We start from the raw sequence: 15597 nt of genomic DNA, 5'->3' as shown, positions 1-15597 counted from the left end.
TGAAGTTGTGAAAACCCGTTTTTTTCACGCTCTTTTGAAGACGTGAACCTCAAAAAAGGGCTGCCCCAGCCTGGCACCTGGCCCGAAATCACTGCCGGCAAGCGGCAAAACGGGCAAACAACTCAAGTGGCCGAGCGCATGGCAGCTCTGGCAGATTCGGGTAAAGACGATGGTTTGCAGAGAAAACAGCAAGCTCGCCAGCTTCACTCGATCTGTGTGGGCGGCTCTCTGTGGGCGGTGCGGGGAGCTAATACAAGCGCATTAGCGATGCTGCGAGGCCCGATCAGGAGACGTCCTTATAATCGGGGGGAGATTGTAGCGAAGAAATGCGCGCAAATGGACGTGTTTAATGACTTTTATTAGCAGTCTGGTCAGGAGACCAACGCATGCCGTGGCTGTGGCTGCGAAACCCGTGGGCTGACACGGGCGCTGGCGGGCAGCGGACGGTGCATCCAGCTCAGGCGGGTCTCTTCGACTTCGACCCAGCCTTCACCGACGGGCGGCAAGCTGCACTGCTTGAAGGCCTGGCAGCAGCCTTGGGCATCGAGCAGGGCAAAGTGGCGATGGCTGGTGTGGGAAAAGAACAGTGATTTGAGAAGGCGCATGGTTTTGTACCCGGTTCGTTACATGCTGCGAAGGTTGGCAGTCTGGCATGACATTGAGGTGACGGTTCTGTGTGAAAATTGTAATTTCGCCGACAGTTCAGCCACCGTTCAGGAATTCTGGTGAGTGGCGAGCGCTCACCGTTATACTGGCGCCCTGTTTGCATCTAGTCCTGGAGAAATGAGTATGTTGCAACGCCTGTTGTTCGGTTTGATCACTGTGACCAGTTTGACCCTGGTTGGCTGCGCCCACAGCCCGCAACAACTCAGCCCGCAACCGAAAATCACCACCCAGTTGGCGCCTGTCGGCCATGGCCAGCCGGTGTCGGTGCGTGTGGTTGACGGGCGTCCGTCGCCGACCCTCGGCACCCGTGGCGGCCTGTACCCGGAAACCAGCGCCATCACGGTGACCGGTGCCGACGTGCTGCCCAAGCTGCAAGCCCAGGCCGAAGCGGCTGTGCGCCTGCTGGGCTTCACCCCGGCCAACTCGCCCGGCGCTCCACAACTGACCATTACCCTGGCCGAGCTGAAGTATCAGTCGCCCAAGGAAGGTCTGTACGTGACTGAAGCCACCATCGGCGCGACCTTCAAGTCCGACGTGACCGCCGGCACCCGTCGCTACAGTGGCCGTTACGGCGCTTCGCTGGACCAGCGCTTCGGCATGGCGCCGAATCAGGAAACCAACACCAAGCTGGTCAGCGATGTGTTGAGCGATGCCCTGACGCGCCTGTTCAAGGACCCGAGCATCGGTTCGCTGCTCAGCTCGCAGTAACCGTTCATAAAAAAACCGGGCTCGTCACTGAGTCCGGTTTTTTTTCGCCTGTCGGTGTCATGCAGCCGTTTCGACATAAAAGTCCAGCACACTCACACCCGTGAGCAAATCCAGCTCCGGCAGGTCGGCATGCTGATGCCCGCCCAGGGCGCAATACACCAGCCAGTGGCGGTCCTGAACATTGAACGCGAGGCCGCCCACCAGTGCTTCCTGCTCATCGCTTGGGGCAATCAGATACAGCCGATCCTGGTTTTGCGCGTGCAACATGACAAGCTCCCGGGCTTTCGAAGGGCAACAGAGTGGCTTGTTAAGGTGACGTTCAGGTGACGCTGTAAATTACTGGATACATTAGCCGTCAATGGGGAAGGAGCAATGACGCGCAGGCGGCGCATATCATTCAGGTTTGTATCTGGACTGATACCAAGACACTGATACATCGAGGTTTGCGATGTCGCTGACCGCACTACTGCTCAATTCCCTTGCCCTGTTGCTGGCCTGCCCGGCAGCCTGGTTGCTGTTTGTCACACGCCTGCACGAACAGCGGGCGATGGCCCGGCTTGCCGCGCAAAGCGCACTGCGCGCCATTGACCAACCGATGCTGCTGCTTGATGTGCTGACGCAGCGCACCCATCGCCTGTTCTACCGGCTGGGGTTTGCCTGTCTTGGGCTGGCGTTGCTGGTGTCCTTGCTGAGCAAACACCTGTAGGCGCCTGCTGGCACCTACAGGTGATCGTCTTTAGAGCGCAATCCCGGCCTTGACCCGGTATTGATTCCTCACCGGCGTCGCGTATTGCAGCACCAGATACGGCCGATGCTCGGCCGGGCATGCGTTCAACCGCCGCTCCCACTCCGCTTTTGCCTTGGCCAACTCATCGGCCGGGAACACTTCGGCGGCGGTCGGTACCTGCAATTGCGGGTCGGCATCGCTCCATTGGGCGTACGCCAGGTAATGCACCGGGAACAACCGATAACCGCCCAGGATCTGCCGGTCCATCTCGATCGCCAGCAGCTTGGTGTCTTCGAACGCCTCGGTGATCGGCGGCGCGAAGTTGACGTGCACCCGGCCCTTGTAGCCGGTGATGCCCAGGGCAATGCTCACGTCATCTTCCCCCGGTGCCTTGCTGTAGGTGCCGGTGGTGGCGCGGATGTACAACTCGCGGGCCTTGGCTGCGTCGCACGGGTCGTATTCGTAGCTGATGGACACCGGCGTCAGGTTCAGTGACTGGATGACCTCGGCGAACGGCTCGTCCTTGCGGCTCATGTGGAACATCTTGAGGATCGCCGACTCGGTGCGATCATCCCCATCCTTGGCGCGGCCTTCGGCCTGGGCGATCCAGATCGACTGGCAGTCGTTGCGAATCGAATGGTTGATGTAGGCCGACAGCAGCTGGTAAGCGGCCATCTTCTCTTTGCGCCCGGTGATCGAGCGGTGCACGATGAAACTCTTGTTCAGGCGCATCAGGTCGCTGACAAACGGCTTTTGCAGCAGGTTGTCGCCGATGGCGATACGCGGCGTCGGCAGGCCGGCGTGGTACACGGCGTAGTTGACGAAGGCGGGGTCCATCACGATGTCGCGGTGGTTGGCCAGGAACAGGTAGGCGCTGCCAGACTTGAACTGCTCCACGCCGGTGTACGTCACGCCGTCGGTCGCGCGCTCGATGGTGTGGTCGACGTAAAACTCGACTTTGTCCTGCAGCGTGGCCACGGTGGTGACGCCGGCGAACTCACGGCGCAGCTTGTGGGCGATCATCGGCTTGAGCAGCCAGCCAAAGGCGCCGGCAAAGCGCGGGAAGCGAAAGTGGGTCAGGATGTCCAGAAAGGCCTTGTCACTGAACAGTCGGGCCAGCACTGCCGGGACTTCGCTGTCGTTGTAAGGTCGGATGGTATCGAATTCGCCCATCATGCTCTCTTGTTAGAAACGGCTAGGGTAAGTAAAGGTTTGGAACAATAAATATCAGGGCGTGGTCCGGGCAATTGGCCGGGACGAAAAATAGCCCTGTAAATAGACCGGCGATTATACGCACAAGTCACCTGGGAGACCGCGATGGAAGAGGAGTCGTACGAATGTCCTTATTGTGGAGAGGTAGTCACCGCGTTACTGGACCTGTCCGGGGGCGATCAGCACTATATTGAGGACTGCCCGGTGTGCTGCCGGCCCATTACCTTCATCCTGCAGATTCATGGTGATGAATGGATGCTCGAAGTGCGCAGCGAGAACGAATAAAGGTACGCCCATGCAGCGAATCTACGAACCGGAAAACCTGATGGAAGGCGAATTGCTGCAGGGCATGCTCGAAAGCGAGGGCATCACTGCACACCTGGTGGGGCGCGATTTGCTGGGTGGCACCGGTGAGTTGCCGATCTACGGCCTGCTGGCGCTGGCGGTGGAGAACGATCAGGCCGCCTACGCCCGTGAGTTGATCACCGCCTACAACGGGGCCCAACCCGTGCCGGGTGATGAACCCGACAGCTTCCCCGACGTGTTGGTCTGTTAGGCTGTCGGCCAGTTTCTCCAAGAGTCGTGTTGCCCCATGTGTGGACGTTATGCCCTTTTTCGCTGGAACCCCACGTTTGCTGCCTTGCCGGGCTTTCCGGCCGACCAGCAGGCCCAGTGGAACATTTCTCCCAATGATTCGGTGCTGATCCAGCGCCTGAGCGACGGCCAGCACACCCTGGCGCGGGCGCGCTGGGGCCTCACGCCGCCCTGGCTGACCGATCTTTCCCGTACGCCGGCCCACGCCCGGGCGGAAACCCTGGCGGAGCAACCGATGTTTCGCGAAGCCTTTCGTCAGCGCCGCTGTTTGTTGCCGGCCAACGGTTTCTACGAATGGCGCGGTACCCAGCGCAAGCGCCCGTATTGGCTGACGCCGGGGGAGGGCAGCACGCTGTTCTTTGCGGCGATCTGGGAAGCGTATCCAGTGCAGGAGCAGGTGTGGTTGAGTACGGCGGTGGTGACCCAGGCGGCGCAGAGCCAGCGGCGGCCGCTCATTCTCGATGCAGCGGGGCAGGCAGCCTGGCTGAACCCCGAGACGCCGTTGCACACCTTGCAGGCCTTGTTGGCCAGTGAACCCACCGCGTTGCGCGAGCGGGTGCTGGCCAATATGGTCAACGATCCGAAACTCAATGGGCCGGAGTGCCTGACGCCGGGTTGAGCCTGCAGGTTTTTGCTTGGGTTTAGGGCCCTATCGCAGGCAAGCCAGCTCCCACCTTTGATCTGTGAATACATTCAAAGTGTGGGAGCTGGCTTGCCTGCGATGAGGCCCTGAACTTCACCCAATAACCTCAAACCTTGAACTGATTGATCAGCCGGCGCTGCTGCTCCGCCAGCTTGGTCAAATCCGCGCTGGCCGCGCTCGACTCGTCCGCCCCGCCCGCCACTTCATTGGCCACTTGCCCGATATTGATCACGTTACGGTTGATGTCCTCGGCCACCGCGCTCTGTTCCTCGGCGGCGCTGGCGATCTGGGTGTTCATGTCGTTGATCACCGACACCGCCTGCGTGATGGTCTCCAGCGCCTGTGCCGCCTTGGCCGCATGTTGCACGCTTTCGTCGGTGCGGTTCTGGCTGTCTTCCATCACCCGCACCACGTCGCGGGTGCCTTGCTGCAGTTGCTGGATCATGGTCTGGATTTCTTCGGTGGCCTTCTGGGTCTTCTGCGCCAGGTTGCGCACCTCGTCGGCCACCACCGCAAATCCGCGTCCTTGCTCACCGGCCCGCGCCGCCTCGATGGCTGCGTTGAGCGCCAGCAGGTTGGTCTGCTCGGCAATCCCGCGAATTGCCGTGAGGATGGCGTTGATGTTCTCGCTGTCCTTGGCCAGCGCCTGCACCACACCGACCGCCTTGCCGATTTCCTGGGCGAGGGCGCCAATGGAGGTGGAGGTGTCGCGCACAATCTGCATGCCCTGGCTCGCCGCCTGGTCGGCGTGGCTGGCGGCTTGGGCAGCCTGGGTGGCGTTGCGCGCCACGTCCTGGGCAGTCGCGGTCATCTCGTGTACGGCGGTGGCCACCTGATCGATCTCGACCATCTGCTTGTGCACGCCCTGGTTGGTGCGAATCGCGATATCAGCGGTGTGTTCCGATGAGTCGCTGACCTTCTGCACCGAGCTCACCACCTGGGTAATCATCCCCTGCAATTTGGCCAGGAACGTATTGAAGCCACTGGCAATCGCCCCCAGTTCGTCGGCGCGATCACTGGTCAGGCGGCGGGTCAGGTCGCCTTCGCCCTGGGCGATGTCATTGAGCATCGCCACCATTTGCTTGAGCGGCCGGGCAATGCCGTGGCCCACCAGCCAGATCACCAGCAGGCCGATGCCGGCAATCAGTAATCCGGCCACGGCCATGCCGAAAATATCGGTTTTGCGCTGGGCGTCGAGGTCATGCTGCATGGCCTGCAAGTCGGCCATGACTGCGCTCAGGGGCAGCTGCAGCATCAGCGTCCAGCGGGCGTCGGTCTGGCCGATGTTGAACGGCAGGAACAACTCGATATGCCCGTGTTCCTTGTCCACGTCGTAGCGTACTTCGCCGATCTTCAGTTGGCTGAGGTTCGCCAGTTCGTTGCTGTCGAGCAGGTCACTGGCTTTTTCCCCCAGCTTGCTGGCGTCCTGGGTGTAGGCCACCAGGCGGCCGTTGCTGGAAATCAGCGCCAGTTCACCGGCGCCGTTGTACAAATTCTGATCAGCCTTGGTGAGCATTTCCTGGATGAAGTTCACCGACAGGTCGGCGCCGACGATGCCCTGGAAGGTGCCGTCGATCATGATCGGTTCGATAAACGAGGCGAGCATCACCATCGCGTTGCCCACCTTATAAGGGGCCGGGTCGATGGCGCAGGGCTTTTTGCTTTCCTTGGAGCAGAGGTAGTACTCACTGGCGCGCACGCCGGTAGAGAGGATGGTCTGGTCGGCCACGTCCGCGAGTTTATCCAGGCCCAGGCTGCCGTCGGCATTGCGGAACCACCAGGGCAGGAAGCGGCCGTTGGTTTCGATACCGACCACCGGGCTGTTCACATAGGCGGCGTCGTTGTGGTCGATGGCGTTGGCTTCCCAGCCTATATAGGCACCGAGAATCTTCGGGTTGCGCACCACGGTTTCGTGGATCAGGTTGATCAACTGTTCCCGGGAGACCGCCAGTTGCGGGTTGCCGTTGGCGTCTTTCATGCCCATCAGGGCGTTGGCGGTGGCCAGGCCCTTGGCGGTTACCAGCGGCGCTTCCAGTTCCCGCTGGATCAGCGTCGCCTGGGTTTGCGCCAGCGCGGTCAGGCGTTGCTCGATGATCTGTTCGAATTGCCCCTGGGTGCGTTCCTGCACCATCTCCTGGGTACGCGCCCCGGCGAACAAGGCGTACAGCACCAGCACCGCCACCACGCTCAGGACAATGGCCCCGGCCAGTGCTGCGACAGAAAATTGAATCGACTTGAACTTCATGACGGCTCCGGGCGCAGGGGGAGATTGGCTGCTTTTTTATATCGGCCGCGAGCGGGGGAGACATGAGGGGCATACCCTCGAAATGACTGTGCCGGATCGGCGAATGTCGCAAATGGAAAGGTCGTCGGCGGTTTATGAATTTTTTGCGGCAGTGTGGGATGTATCTGAAAATAGGCGGCTACACGTCTGTTGTATCTGGCGCCGATACATTTGGCCGACTACGATACGCGCCATGTTTTCAGGGAGCAGGTTGATGAAAAAGACAGTGGCGGTATGTGCGTTGGGCGCGGCGGTATTGCTCGCCGGTTGCCAGTCGGTCAACACCACCAGCGGCGGTGCCGTAGGCGTTGAGCGCAAGCAGTACATGTTCAGCATGTTGTCGAGCCAGGAAGTCGACCAGATGTATGCGCAGTCCTACCAGCAGACCCTGGGTGAAGCCAGCGGCAAAGGCCTGGTGGACAAGACCAGCGCCAATGCCAAGCGCGTGCAGGCGATTGCCAACCGCCTGATCGCCCAGGCGCCGACGTTCCGCCCGGATGCGGCGCAGTGGAAGTGGGAAGTGAACCTGATCAAAAGTGACGAGATGAACGCCAACTGCGGGCCTGGCGGCAAGATCTTCGTGTACAGCGCGCTGATCGACAATCTCAAGTTGACCGACGATGAACTCGCCGCCGTGATGGGTCATGAAATTGCCCACGCCTTGCGTGAACACGGCCGCGAAGCCATGTCCAAGGCCTACGGTATCGAGATGGCGAAGCAGGGGGCCGGCGCCTTGTTCGGCCTGGGTCAGGACAGCATGGCGTTGGCCGATACCGTGGCCAACTACGGCATGACCTTGCCCAACAGCCGCAGCAATGAAAACGAAGCAGACCTGATCGGCCTGGAGCTGTCGGCACGTGCCGGTTACAACCCGAACGCGGCGATTACCCTGTGGAACAAAATGGCCAAGGCCTCGGAAGGCTCGCCACCTGAGTTCATGAGCACTCACCCGGCCTCCAGCAGCCGGATCGCCTCGTTGCAGGCTGCGATTCCGAAGGTGATGCCGTTGTATCAACAGGCCAAGAAGTCCTGATTCATAAGGCTGAAATGCAAATCTAAATGTGGGAGCCCGGCTTGTGTGGGAGCCGGGCTTGCCCGCGATGCAGGCACCTCGGTGTGTCAGTTGCACCGAGGTGATGCTATCGCAGGCAAGCCAGCTCCTACACAAGCCCAGCCCCACATGGGGTCGCGTTTAGATCCAGCCACTGCTCTGCATGGCCTTGTACACCGCAACGATTGCCAGGATGAAAAACGCCGTAGCCGCCAATCGACGAATCAGCGTCAGCGGCAATTTATCCGCCGCAAAATTCCCTGCCAGCACCACCGGTACGTTGGCAATCAACATGCCCAGGGTCGTGCCGATAATCACCAGCCACAGTTCCGGGTATTGCGCCGCGAGCATCACGGTAGCGATCTGGGTCTTGTCGCCGATTTCCGCGAGGAAGAATGCGATCAGCGTGGTCAGGAAGGGCCCGAACTTGCGGGAGGTGCTGGCTTCGTCATCGTCGAGTTTGTCGGGTACCAGGGTCCACAGCGCCGTGGCGCAGAAGCTCGCCGCGAGGATCCAGTGCAACACCGCATCCGAGAAGAAACTCCCGAACCAGGCCCCCACGGCACCGGCGGCCGCATGGTTGGCCAGGGTCGCGGCGACGATGCCGGCGATGATCGGCCAGGGTTTGCGAAAGCGTGCAGCAAGAATGAGCGCGAGCAGTTGCGTCTTGTCGCCAATTTCGGCCAAGGCAACGATTGCGGTAGGGACGAGCAGAGAATCCAGCATCAGGTAAGTTCCAGGGGCGGGTCGACACGGCTATGACACGTACAGCCTTCCCGCCCCGGGTAAGGTGTTCGTGTCATAGGTCTTGTCAAACCCCGGTCCGTCTGTGCGGACTCCTGGGTCGCATACGCCATGGTCTGTTGACCAAGTATGTTGACGTATGCCGGACGAGCGTGGTGCTCGTGGGAGACTACTCCCCTAGGACGGAGCGGATTCTGCCTAGGCAAAATCCATTCGGCAAGCCTTCTTTTGGAAAAAGAGTTCAGCCGCGCTTGGCACGGTAAATGCGAAAACCCTGGCCTTCTGCCTTGATTGCGCACACGCCCAGATGCTCTTCGATCAGCGGTTGGTACTTCAGGAAGCTATTCGCGACCAGGCGAAGTTCGCCGCCTTTTGCCAGATGTTTGGCTGCTTTTCGCAGCAAATTCTCGGTGGCGAAATAATCGGTGTGCACCCCGACATGAAACGGCGGGTTGCTCAGAATCGTGTTCAGATTCATCGGCGCAGCGTCGATGCCATCACCGGTCAGCACCTCGGCTTCCAGGCCATTGGCCGCCAATGTCAGGCGACTGCTGGCAGCGGCAAAGGCATCCACGTCGAGCATCGTGACCGTGTTATGCGGATAGCGACGTTTGACCGCCGCCCCGAGCACGCCCGCCCCGCAACCGAAATCCAGCAAATGACCACTCGGCAACTTGTCGAGATGCTCCAGCAGCAGCGCCGTACCGCGATCCAGCCGACCGTGACTGAACACGCCCGGCAGGCTCACGACTTTTAGCGGCCCTTCAGCCAGCGGCACCTCGAACACCTGCGCCAGGCTTTCCAGCGCTACCGGTTCGGGGGCGTTGGCCACCGTGACCAGCCACAACTGACAGTGCCGCGCGTTATCGAGCTTGCGTGGTTTGCCGAACGGGTTCAGTTGTTTGGCCGCGCTTTCGATGCCGCCTTTCTTTTCCCCCACCAGGTACAGCTCTTTGCCGGGCAAGCGCGCCGCCACGGCATTGAGCAGGTAGTCGGTGAGGTCCTTGGACTTGGGCAGGAACACCACCGCCGTCTCGAACGAACGCTCGGGCACGTTCACGCCGAACTGGCTGCGCTCGGCAAAGCGTGCGTCCAGTGCCGCCTGATCACCGGCGTGCCAGCTCCAGCCATGGGCATTGGGCAGGCGGCCCAGCAGGTCGTCGGCGGGCAAGCCCACCAGCAGCACGTCGCCTTGAAAAAGTTCGGCCTGACGAAGCAGTACTTCACTGCGCGGATCCATGGTCTGCTCCTTGAAAAGGGGCGCAGTTTATCAACTGACGACGCGCAGCGGGGCGCCGCTGAAAAAGCCCTCGGCGTTTTCGATCAATTGGCCGACGATCCGCTGCCGGGCTTCGCGGCTGCCCCACGCATTGTGCGGCGTGACGATCAGTCGAGGGATGTCGCCGGCCAGCAGCGGGTTGCCGTTGACCGGGGGCTCCACGCTCAATACATCGGTCGCTGCGCCGCCCAGGTGTCCGCTGCGCAAGGCATCGGCCAGTGCCTGTTCGTTGATCAAACCACCGCGGGCCGTGTTGACGATAAACGCGCCGGGCTTGAGCAGCGCCAGTTCGCGGGCACCGATAAAGTCGCGGGTGTGCTCGTTGAGCGGGCAGTGCAGGGTCAGTGCGTCGACTTGCGCCAGCAACTCGTCCAGCGGCACGCGATCAGCCCGGGCAGGGCGTCCCGGGATCGCGCCGAGGATCACCCGCATGCCAAAGGCTTCAGCCAGGCGCGCCACGGCACCGCCCAATTCGCCATGGCCCAGCAGGCCCAGTGTCTTGCCTTCCAGTTCCACGATTGGATAGTCCAGCAGGCAGAACTGCTTGGCTTGCTGCCAGAGCCCAGCGTTTACATCCCGCTGATAGTCGTTCAGGCGTGTCGCCAGGTTGAGCAGCAGCATGATCGTGTGCTGCGCCACCGACGGCGTGCCGTAACCCTGGCAATTGCTCACGGTCACGCCGTGGGCGCGGGCGGCGTCGAGGTCGACGTTGTTGGTGCCGGTGGCGGTCACCAGGATCAGCTTCAGGTCGGGGCAGGCCGCCAGGGTCTCGGCGTTCAGCGCGATCTTGTTGCTGATGGCCACCTGCGCGCCTTGCAGGCGTTCTACAACGTTCTGCGGGGTGGTCTGCTCGTACAGGCTCAGTTCGCTGAAGATGGCCCGCAACCCGTTGAGGTCCAGGTCCCCGAGGTCCAGGGAAGGGTGATCAAGGAAGACGGCGCGGCGATTGTTCGTCATCAACTGTACCTTTTGCGGCGGGATGTGAAGGCGTAATCTGCCGAGCCTATCAGATGAAATAATCAGTTACTTCCTGGAGTGTGCATGTACCTCACCGAGTTCTTGACCGTGGCACTGATTCACCTGTTGGCGGTGGCCAGCCCTGGCCCGGATTTCGCCGTGGTGGTACGTGAAAGCGTGACCCATGGCCGGCGCGCCGGCACCTGGACGGCGCTGGGCGTCGGTTCGGCGATTTTCCTGCACGTGGGGTATTCGCTGTTGGGCATCGGCTTGATCGTGTCCCAGTCCATCGTGCTGTTCAACGCCCTGAAATGGGCGGCGGCGGCCTACCTGCTGTACATCGGCTTCAAGGCCCTGCGCGCCCAGCCGGCCAAGCCTGCCAGTGAAGAAGACCTGCACCTTGAGGTGGGCGAGCGCACCGCGCGCGGCGCGTTCACGTCGGGGTTTGTCACCAACGGCTTGAACCCCAAGGCCACGCTGTTCTTCCTGTCGCTGTTCACCGTGGTGATCAATCCCCACACGCCGCTGGCGATCCAGGCCGGTTACGGCGTGTACCTGGCCGTGGCCACCGCGATCTGGTTTTGCCTGGTGGCGATGCTGTTCAGCCAGCAACGCGTACGCGCCGGTTTTGCGCGGATGGGGCATTGGTTTGATCGGACGATGGGCGCGGTGCTGATTGCCATCGGTGTGAAGCTGGCGTTTACCAGCATGAAATAAGCCGGATGCTGGCGCAAAGCTAGCATTCATTGGGCTCTGCAAATCATTCCTTTGGCTGATTTGGCTGAAACATAAGCGCTCTACAGTGCAGATGTTTCAGCCAAGACCGTGCAGTCAGATAAGGGATTCGTATGTTGCAGACTCGTGTTATCCCGCCCGCCGAAGGCGCCTACCAATACCCGCTGTTGATCAAACGCCTGTTGATGTCCGGGACGCGCTACGAGAAGACCCGGGAAATCGTCTACCGCGACCAGTTGCGTTACACCTATCCAACCCTGATCGAGCGCGTCGCCCGCCTGGCCAATGTGTTGACCGAAGCCGGGGTCAAGGCCGGTGACACCGTGGCCGTGATGGACTGGGACAGCCATCGTTACCTGGAATGCATGTTCGCCATCCCGATGATCGGTGCGGTGATCCACACCATCAATGTGCGCCTGTCGCCGGAACAGATTCTCTACACCATGAACCACGCCGAGGACCGCTTTGTGCTGGTCAACAGCGAGTTTGTGGGTCTCTACCAGGCCATCGCCGGCCACCTCACCACCGTCAAAAAAACCCTGCTGCTCACCGACGGCGCAGAAAAAACCGCCGAGCTGCCCCACCTAGTGGGTGAGTACGAAACGCTGCTGGCGGCGGCAAGCCCCCGGTACGACTTCCAGGATTTCGACGAAAATTCCGTCGCCACCACCTTCTACACCACCGGCACCACGGGCAATCCCAAAGGCGTGTATTTCACCCACCGCCAACTGGTGCTGCACACCATGGGCGTGGCAACCATCATGGGCAGCGTCGACAGCGTGCGCCTGCTGGGCACCAACGATGTCTACATGCCGATCACCCCGATGTTCCACGTGCACGCCTGGGGCCTGCCGTATGTGGCGACCATGCTCGGCCTGAAGCAGGTCTACCCCGGCCGCTACGACCCCGAATACCTGGTGGAGCTGTGGCGCAAGGAGAAGGTCACGTTCTCCCATTGCGTGCCGACGATCCTGCAAATGGTGCTCAACGGCAAGGCCGGGCAGGGCGTGGATTTTGGCGGTTGGAAAATCGTGATCGGCGGCAGCGCCCTCAACCGTTCGTTGTACGAAGCGTCCAAGGCCCGCGGGATTCAACTGACGGCGGCGTACGGCATGTCCGAGACCGGGCCGCTGGTGTCCTGCGCGCACCTCAATGAAGAATTGATGGCCGGCACCGAAGACGAACGCACCACCTACCGCATCAAGGCCGGCGTGCCCGGGCCGCTGGTGGAGGCGGCGATCATCGACGGTGACGGCAACTTCCTGCCCGCCGACGGTGAATCCCAGGGCGAGTTGGTACTGCGCGCGCCGTGGCTCAGCGAAGGCTATTTCAACGAGCCGCAGAAGGGCGCCGAACTCTGGGCCGGCGGCTGGATGCACACCGGCGACGTGGCCACCCTCGACGCGTTTGGCGTGATCGATATTCGTGACCGCATCAAGGACGTGATCAAGACCGGCGGCGAGTGGATCTCCTCCCTGGCGCTGGAAGACCTGGTCAGCCGCCACCCGGCGGTACGCGAAGTAGCGGTGGTGGGGATTGCCGATCCGCAGTGGGGCGAGCGCCCGTTTGCGTTGCTGGTGGTGCGTGATGGCCATGTGATAGGGGCCAAGGAGCTCAAGGAACATCTCAAGCCGTTTGTGGAATTGGGCCACTTGAGCAAGTGGGCGATTCCAAGCCAGATCGCCGTTGTTACGGAAATTCCCAAGACCAGCGTCGGCAAGCTCGACAAAAAACGTATCCGTGTCGACATCATCGAATGGCAGGCCAACAACAGCACCTTCCTTTCCACCCTCTGACGCTGCTTGCCGTGCCCTCGCGGGCACGGCAGCGCTCTAGTCCAAGCCTTCACTTGTGATTTGCCGATTTTCAGCCATCCTTGCCTCGCTGGTCTTCGCCAGCATGGCGAAAGGACTGTGGCAGACGGGTTGGTGATGCAAATCACACTTTAGAGGGATCAAGCGGTACCCCCTGCTGGCTATAGTCCATCCCAGAGTTTTTCAAGGTGCGGTGCTGTGAGCCCGGCGGGTTCATGTGTTCGCCCGGCATTGGAATCGTTGTATTCCGGCCGTTACAAGCCCTTAGAAACGACTCACTGCCATAACAATAATGCACATGGAGTAGCGTCGATGATCTCAGCACACCAGTTCTGGCGCCGGGCAAAACTGCCTTTGGCCGTCAGCCTCGCCTCTACGCTCGCCGGGCCTGCATTCGGCGTCAGTTTCAACATCGGTGAAATCGAAGGCAGCTTTGACTCGTCCCTGTCGGTCGGGGCCAGTTGGTCGACGGCGGGTCGCAACAAAGACCTGATTGGCGCCAACAATGGTGGCAGGGGGTTGTCGCAAACCTCTGATGACGGTCACCTGAACTTCGACAAGGGTGATTCCTTCTCGAAGATCTTCAAGGGTATCCATGACCTCGAGTTGAAATACGGCGACACCGGCGTGTTTGTCCGGGGCAAGTACTGGTATGACTTCAAGCTCAAAGACGACGACCTCGACTTCAAGAACATCAGCGACAAGGGTCGCCCGATGGGCGCCAGGTCCTCGGGTGGGCAGATTCTCGATGCGTTTGTCTACCACAACTACTCGGTTGCCGATGAGCCAGGCTCCGTGCGGTTTGGTAAACAGGTCATCAGTTGGGGGGAGAGTACGTTCATCGGTGGTGGTATCAACGCCATCAACCCGATTGACGTGGCCGCGTTCCGTCGTCCAGGCGCCGAGATCAAGGAAGGCCTGATTCCGGTCAACATGTTCTATGTGTCGCAGACCCTGACCGATAACCTGTCGGCAGAAGGCTTCTACCAGTTGGACTGGGACAAGACCGTCACCGATAACTGCGGGACGTTTTTCTCCCAGCCGGACATTATTACCGGTGGCTGTAACGACAATCTGCGGGTGCTGAACAGCTCTCGCACCCTGCCGGCAGCGCTGGTTCCTGCGCTGTCTCGCTATGGTGTGGATGTGAACAGTGAGGGTGTTCTGGTTCGTCGCGGCCCTGATCGTGACGCGAGAGATGGCGGCCAGTTCGGCGTGGCGTTCCACTACAACTATGAGCCGCTCGACACCGAGTTCGGCGCCTACGCCATTAACTATCACAGCCGGGCGCCGATCTTCAGCGCCCACGGTGCTCCGCAATCTGCTTACACCGGGGCGACGCCGGGGTTGCCGGCGCAACTGCGTCCATTGATTGTTGCGGGTAACTCCAATTACTTCGTCGAATACCCGGAAGATATACGTCTCTACGGCTTGAGCTTCTCCACCACCCTGCCTACGGGAACTGCCTGGAGCGGTGAGGTCAGCTACCGTCCCAATGCGCCGGTGCAGCTGAACTCCACTGACATTCTGTATGCCGGTGTTCGCCCTATTGGCGCCCCGGTGCTCAAAGATGCCTCGTTGTTGACCGGAGTGCCCGGCCAGGACTTGCATGGCTACCGCCGCAAGGAGATCACTCAACTCCAAACCACGTTCACCCACTTCTTTGACCAAGTGATGGGCGCCAGCCGCCTGACGCTGGTGGGCGAAGTCGGCATGACCTATGTCGGTGGTTTGGAGAGCAAGTCCAAAGTTCGCTACGGACGTGATCCGGTGTTTGGCCCAGGTACCCTGCCTAACGGCGCATGCCCTGCGCTCAACAACTCCACTGCCCAGGGCGCTGGCCTGCCTAACGCCAACGGCCTGAATACCAACTGCAACAACGACGGCTTTACCACTGCGACTTCCTGGGGCTACCGCGGCCGGGCGATTTGGGAATACCCGGACGTCTTTGCCGGTGTAAACCTCAAGCCTAACGTCGCCTGGTCCCATGACGTCAAAGGTTATTCACCTGGCCCTGGCGGCAACTTCGAGGAAGGCCGCAAGGCGGTCAGCCTCGGACTGGATGCTGAATACCAGAACACCTACACCGCGAGCCTGAACTACACCAACTTCTTCGGTGGCGACTTCAGCACCGTGGACGACCGCGACTTTGTCGCCCTCAGCGTCGGCGTGAACTTCTAAGC

Annotated in this window: 17 protein-coding genes and 1 riboswitch; of the genes, 10 read left to right on the top strand and 7 right to left on the bottom strand. The window is 60.8% G+C overall.

What is annotated here, in order from left to right:
- Positions 1–42: 42 nt before the first annotated feature.
- A complete protein-coding gene (locus P3C29_RS11210) occupies positions 43–363 on the top strand; it encodes a hypothetical protein (RefSeq protein ID WP_141629498.1) in 321 nt (106 codons plus the stop codon).
- 8 nt (positions 364–371) lie between these two features.
- Here the strand turns inward: P3C29_RS11210 and P3C29_RS11205 are convergent, their stop codons facing one another.
- A complete protein-coding gene (locus P3C29_RS11205; protein ID WP_169386297.1) occupies positions 372–605 on the bottom strand; it encodes a hypothetical protein in 234 nt (77 codons plus the stop codon).
- A gap of 184 nt (positions 606–789) precedes the next feature.
- Here P3C29_RS11205 and P3C29_RS11200 point away from each other — a divergent pair, with 184 nt between their 5' ends.
- On the top strand, positions 790–1374 hold the full coding sequence (locus P3C29_RS11200; protein WP_010170546.1) for a YajG family lipoprotein: 585 nt from the start codon (positions 790–792) through the stop codon (positions 1372–1374).
- A gap of 57 nt (positions 1375–1431) precedes the next feature.
- Here P3C29_RS11200 and P3C29_RS11195 read toward each other — a convergent pair whose 3' ends face one another.
- Complete coding sequence (locus P3C29_RS11195) at positions 1432–1641, bottom strand: hypothetical protein (protein WP_008434269.1); 210 nt, start codon at positions 1639–1641, stop codon at positions 1432–1434.
- Positions 1642–1822: 181 nt separating this feature from the next.
- Between P3C29_RS11195 and P3C29_RS11190 the strand changes: the two genes are divergently transcribed.
- Positions 1823–2080: a hypothetical protein gene (locus tag P3C29_RS11190; RefSeq protein ID WP_275964559.1), complete on the top strand. Its 258-nt coding sequence runs from the start codon at positions 1823–1825 to the stop codon at positions 2078–2080.
- Positions 2081–2110: 30 nt separating this feature from the next.
- On the opposite strand, the gene P3C29_RS11185 is transcribed toward P3C29_RS11190, so the two are convergent.
- Positions 2111–3274 (bottom strand): 1-acyl-sn-glycerol-3-phosphate acyltransferase, encoded by a 1164-nt coding sequence (locus tag P3C29_RS11185; protein ID WP_029615884.1) that lies wholly within the window; start codon positions 3272–3274, stop codon positions 2111–2113.
- A gap of 144 nt (positions 3275–3418) precedes the next feature.
- Between P3C29_RS11185 and P3C29_RS11180 the strand changes: the two genes are divergently transcribed.
- Genes P3C29_RS11180 through P3C29_RS11170 form a run of 3 tightly spaced genes read left to right on the top strand, consistent with a single transcriptional unit; the run spans position 3419 to position 4526 of the window.
- A complete protein-coding gene (locus tag P3C29_RS11180; protein WP_010170539.1) occupies positions 3419–3598 on the top strand; it encodes a CPXCG motif-containing cysteine-rich protein in 180 nt (59 codons plus the stop codon).
- Positions 3599–3608: 10 nt separating this feature from the next.
- Positions 3609–3869: a DUF2007 domain-containing protein gene (locus tag P3C29_RS11175; RefSeq protein ID WP_010170538.1), complete on the top strand. Its 261-nt coding sequence runs from the start codon at positions 3609–3611 to the stop codon at positions 3867–3869.
- 36 nt (positions 3870–3905) lie between these two features.
- The gene (locus tag P3C29_RS11170; protein ID WP_010170537.1) at positions 3906–4526 is read left to right on the top strand and encodes an SOS response-associated peptidase; all 621 of its coding nucleotides are present in this window, start codon (positions 3906–3908) and stop codon (positions 4524–4526) included.
- A 130-nt stretch (positions 4527–4656) separates the two neighbouring features.
- Here P3C29_RS11170 and P3C29_RS11165 read toward each other — a convergent pair whose 3' ends face one another.
- Positions 4657–6795: a methyl-accepting chemotaxis protein gene (locus P3C29_RS11165; protein ID WP_275964558.1), complete on the bottom strand. Its 2139-nt coding sequence runs from the start codon at positions 6793–6795 to the stop codon at positions 4657–4659.
- 253 nt (positions 6796–7048) lie between these two features.
- Between P3C29_RS11165 and P3C29_RS11160 the strand changes: the two genes are divergently transcribed.
- The gene (locus P3C29_RS11160) at positions 7049–7867 is read left to right on the top strand and encodes a M48 family metallopeptidase (RefSeq protein WP_201125354.1); all 819 of its coding nucleotides are present in this window, start codon (positions 7049–7051) and stop codon (positions 7865–7867) included.
- Between the two features lie 159 nt (positions 7868–8026).
- On the opposite strand, the gene P3C29_RS11155 is transcribed toward P3C29_RS11160, so the two are convergent.
- The 3 genes from P3C29_RS11155 to P3C29_RS11145 all read right to left on the bottom strand — a co-directional run bounded on the left by P3C29_RS11155 (position 8027) and on the right by P3C29_RS11145 (position 10865).
- A complete protein-coding gene (locus tag P3C29_RS11155; RefSeq protein ID WP_003216166.1) occupies positions 8027–8611 on the bottom strand; it encodes a TMEM165/GDT1 family protein in 585 nt (194 codons plus the stop codon).
- 88 nt (positions 8612–8699) lie between these two features.
- A riboswitch (yybP-ykoY riboswitch) is annotated at positions 8700–8819 on the bottom strand.
- A gap of 51 nt (positions 8820–8870) precedes the next feature.
- Complete coding sequence (locus P3C29_RS11150) at positions 8871–9869, bottom strand: class I SAM-dependent methyltransferase (RefSeq protein ID WP_010170534.1); 999 nt, start codon at positions 9867–9869, stop codon at positions 8871–8873.
- Between the two features lie 30 nt (positions 9870–9899).
- Complete coding sequence (locus P3C29_RS11145) at positions 9900–10865, bottom strand: 2-hydroxyacid dehydrogenase (protein ID WP_201125353.1); 966 nt, start codon at positions 10863–10865, stop codon at positions 9900–9902.
- Between the two features lie 84 nt (positions 10866–10949).
- On the opposite strand from P3C29_RS11145, the gene P3C29_RS11140 reads away from it, so the two are divergent.
- The 3 genes from P3C29_RS11140 (at position 10950) to P3C29_RS11130 (ending at position 15595) form a co-directional block, all read left to right on the top strand.
- Positions 10950–11582, top strand: coding sequence for a LysE family transporter (locus tag P3C29_RS11140; protein ID WP_010170532.1), 633 nt, complete (start codon positions 10950–10952; stop codon positions 11580–11582).
- 131 nt (positions 11583–11713) lie between these two features.
- Positions 11714–13396, top strand: a complete 1683-nt coding sequence (locus P3C29_RS11135; RefSeq protein ID WP_275964557.1) for a fatty acid--CoA ligase — start codon at positions 11714–11716, stop codon at positions 13394–13396.
- Positions 13397–13726: 330 nt separating this feature from the next.
- Positions 13727–15595 carry a DUF1302 domain-containing protein gene (locus P3C29_RS11130; RefSeq protein ID WP_201125352.1) on the top strand — a complete coding sequence of 623 codons (1869 nt, stop codon included), beginning with the start codon at positions 13727–13729 and terminating at the stop codon, positions 15593–15595.
- Positions 15596–15597: the final 2 nt, after the last annotated feature.

The organism is Pseudomonas sp. 1912-s, assembly GCF_029269205.1.
Lineage (GTDB): Bacteria > Pseudomonadota > Gammaproteobacteria > Pseudomonadales > Pseudomonadaceae > Aquipseudomonas.
Note: the sequence above shows the minus strand (reverse complement) of the source record. Positions and strands in the feature narration are given on the sequence as shown.

Bases quoted from the DNA above. Each gene is read 5' to 3' on its own strand.
- P3C29_RS11175 (WP_010170538.1), top strand. From the start codon at position 3,609: ATGCAGCGAATCTACGAACCGGAAAACCTGATGGAAGGCGAATTGCTG.
- P3C29_RS11145 (WP_201125353.1), bottom strand. From the start codon at position 10,865: ATGACGAACAATCGCCGCGCCGTCTTCCTTGATCACCCTTCCCTGGAC.
- P3C29_RS11205 (WP_169386297.1), bottom strand. From the start codon at position 605: ATGCGCCTTCTCAAATCACTGTTCTTTTCCCACACCAGCCATCGCCAC.
- P3C29_RS11165 (WP_275964558.1), bottom strand. From the start codon at position 6,795: ATGAAGTTCAAGTCGATTCAATTTTCTGTCGCAGCACTGGCCGGGGCC.
- P3C29_RS11130 (WP_201125352.1), top strand. From the start codon at position 13,727: ATGATCTCAGCACACCAGTTCTGGCGCCGGGCAAAACTGCCTTTGGCC.
- P3C29_RS11185 (WP_029615884.1), bottom strand. From the start codon at position 3,274: ATGGGCGAATTCGATACCATCCGACCTTACAACGACAGCGAAGTCCCG.
- P3C29_RS11180 (WP_010170539.1), top strand. From the start codon at position 3,419: ATGGAAGAGGAGTCGTACGAATGTCCTTATTGTGGAGAGGTAGTCACC.
- P3C29_RS11135 (WP_275964557.1), top strand. From the start codon at position 11,714: ATGTTGCAGACTCGTGTTATCCCGCCCGCCGAAGGCGCCTACCAATAC.
- P3C29_RS11140 (WP_010170532.1), top strand. From the start codon at position 10,950: ATGTACCTCACCGAGTTCTTGACCGTGGCACTGATTCACCTGTTGGCG.
- P3C29_RS11150 (WP_010170534.1), bottom strand. From the start codon at position 9,869: ATGGATCCGCGCAGTGAAGTACTGCTTCGTCAGGCCGAACTTTTTCAA.
- P3C29_RS11160 (WP_201125354.1), top strand. From the start codon at position 7,049: ATGAAAAAGACAGTGGCGGTATGTGCGTTGGGCGCGGCGGTATTGCTC.
- P3C29_RS11170 (WP_010170537.1), top strand. From the start codon at position 3,906: ATGTGTGGACGTTATGCCCTTTTTCGCTGGAACCCCACGTTTGCTGCC.
- P3C29_RS11190 (WP_275964559.1), top strand. From the start codon at position 1,823: ATGTCGCTGACCGCACTACTGCTCAATTCCCTTGCCCTGTTGCTGGCC.
- P3C29_RS11200 (WP_010170546.1), top strand. From the start codon at position 790: ATGTTGCAACGCCTGTTGTTCGGTTTGATCACTGTGACCAGTTTGACC.
- P3C29_RS11155 (WP_003216166.1), bottom strand. From the start codon at position 8,611: ATGCTGGATTCTCTGCTCGTCCCTACCGCAATCGTTGCCTTGGCCGAA.
- P3C29_RS11195 (WP_008434269.1), bottom strand. From the start codon at position 1,641: ATGTTGCACGCGCAAAACCAGGATCGGCTGTATCTGATTGCCCCAAGC.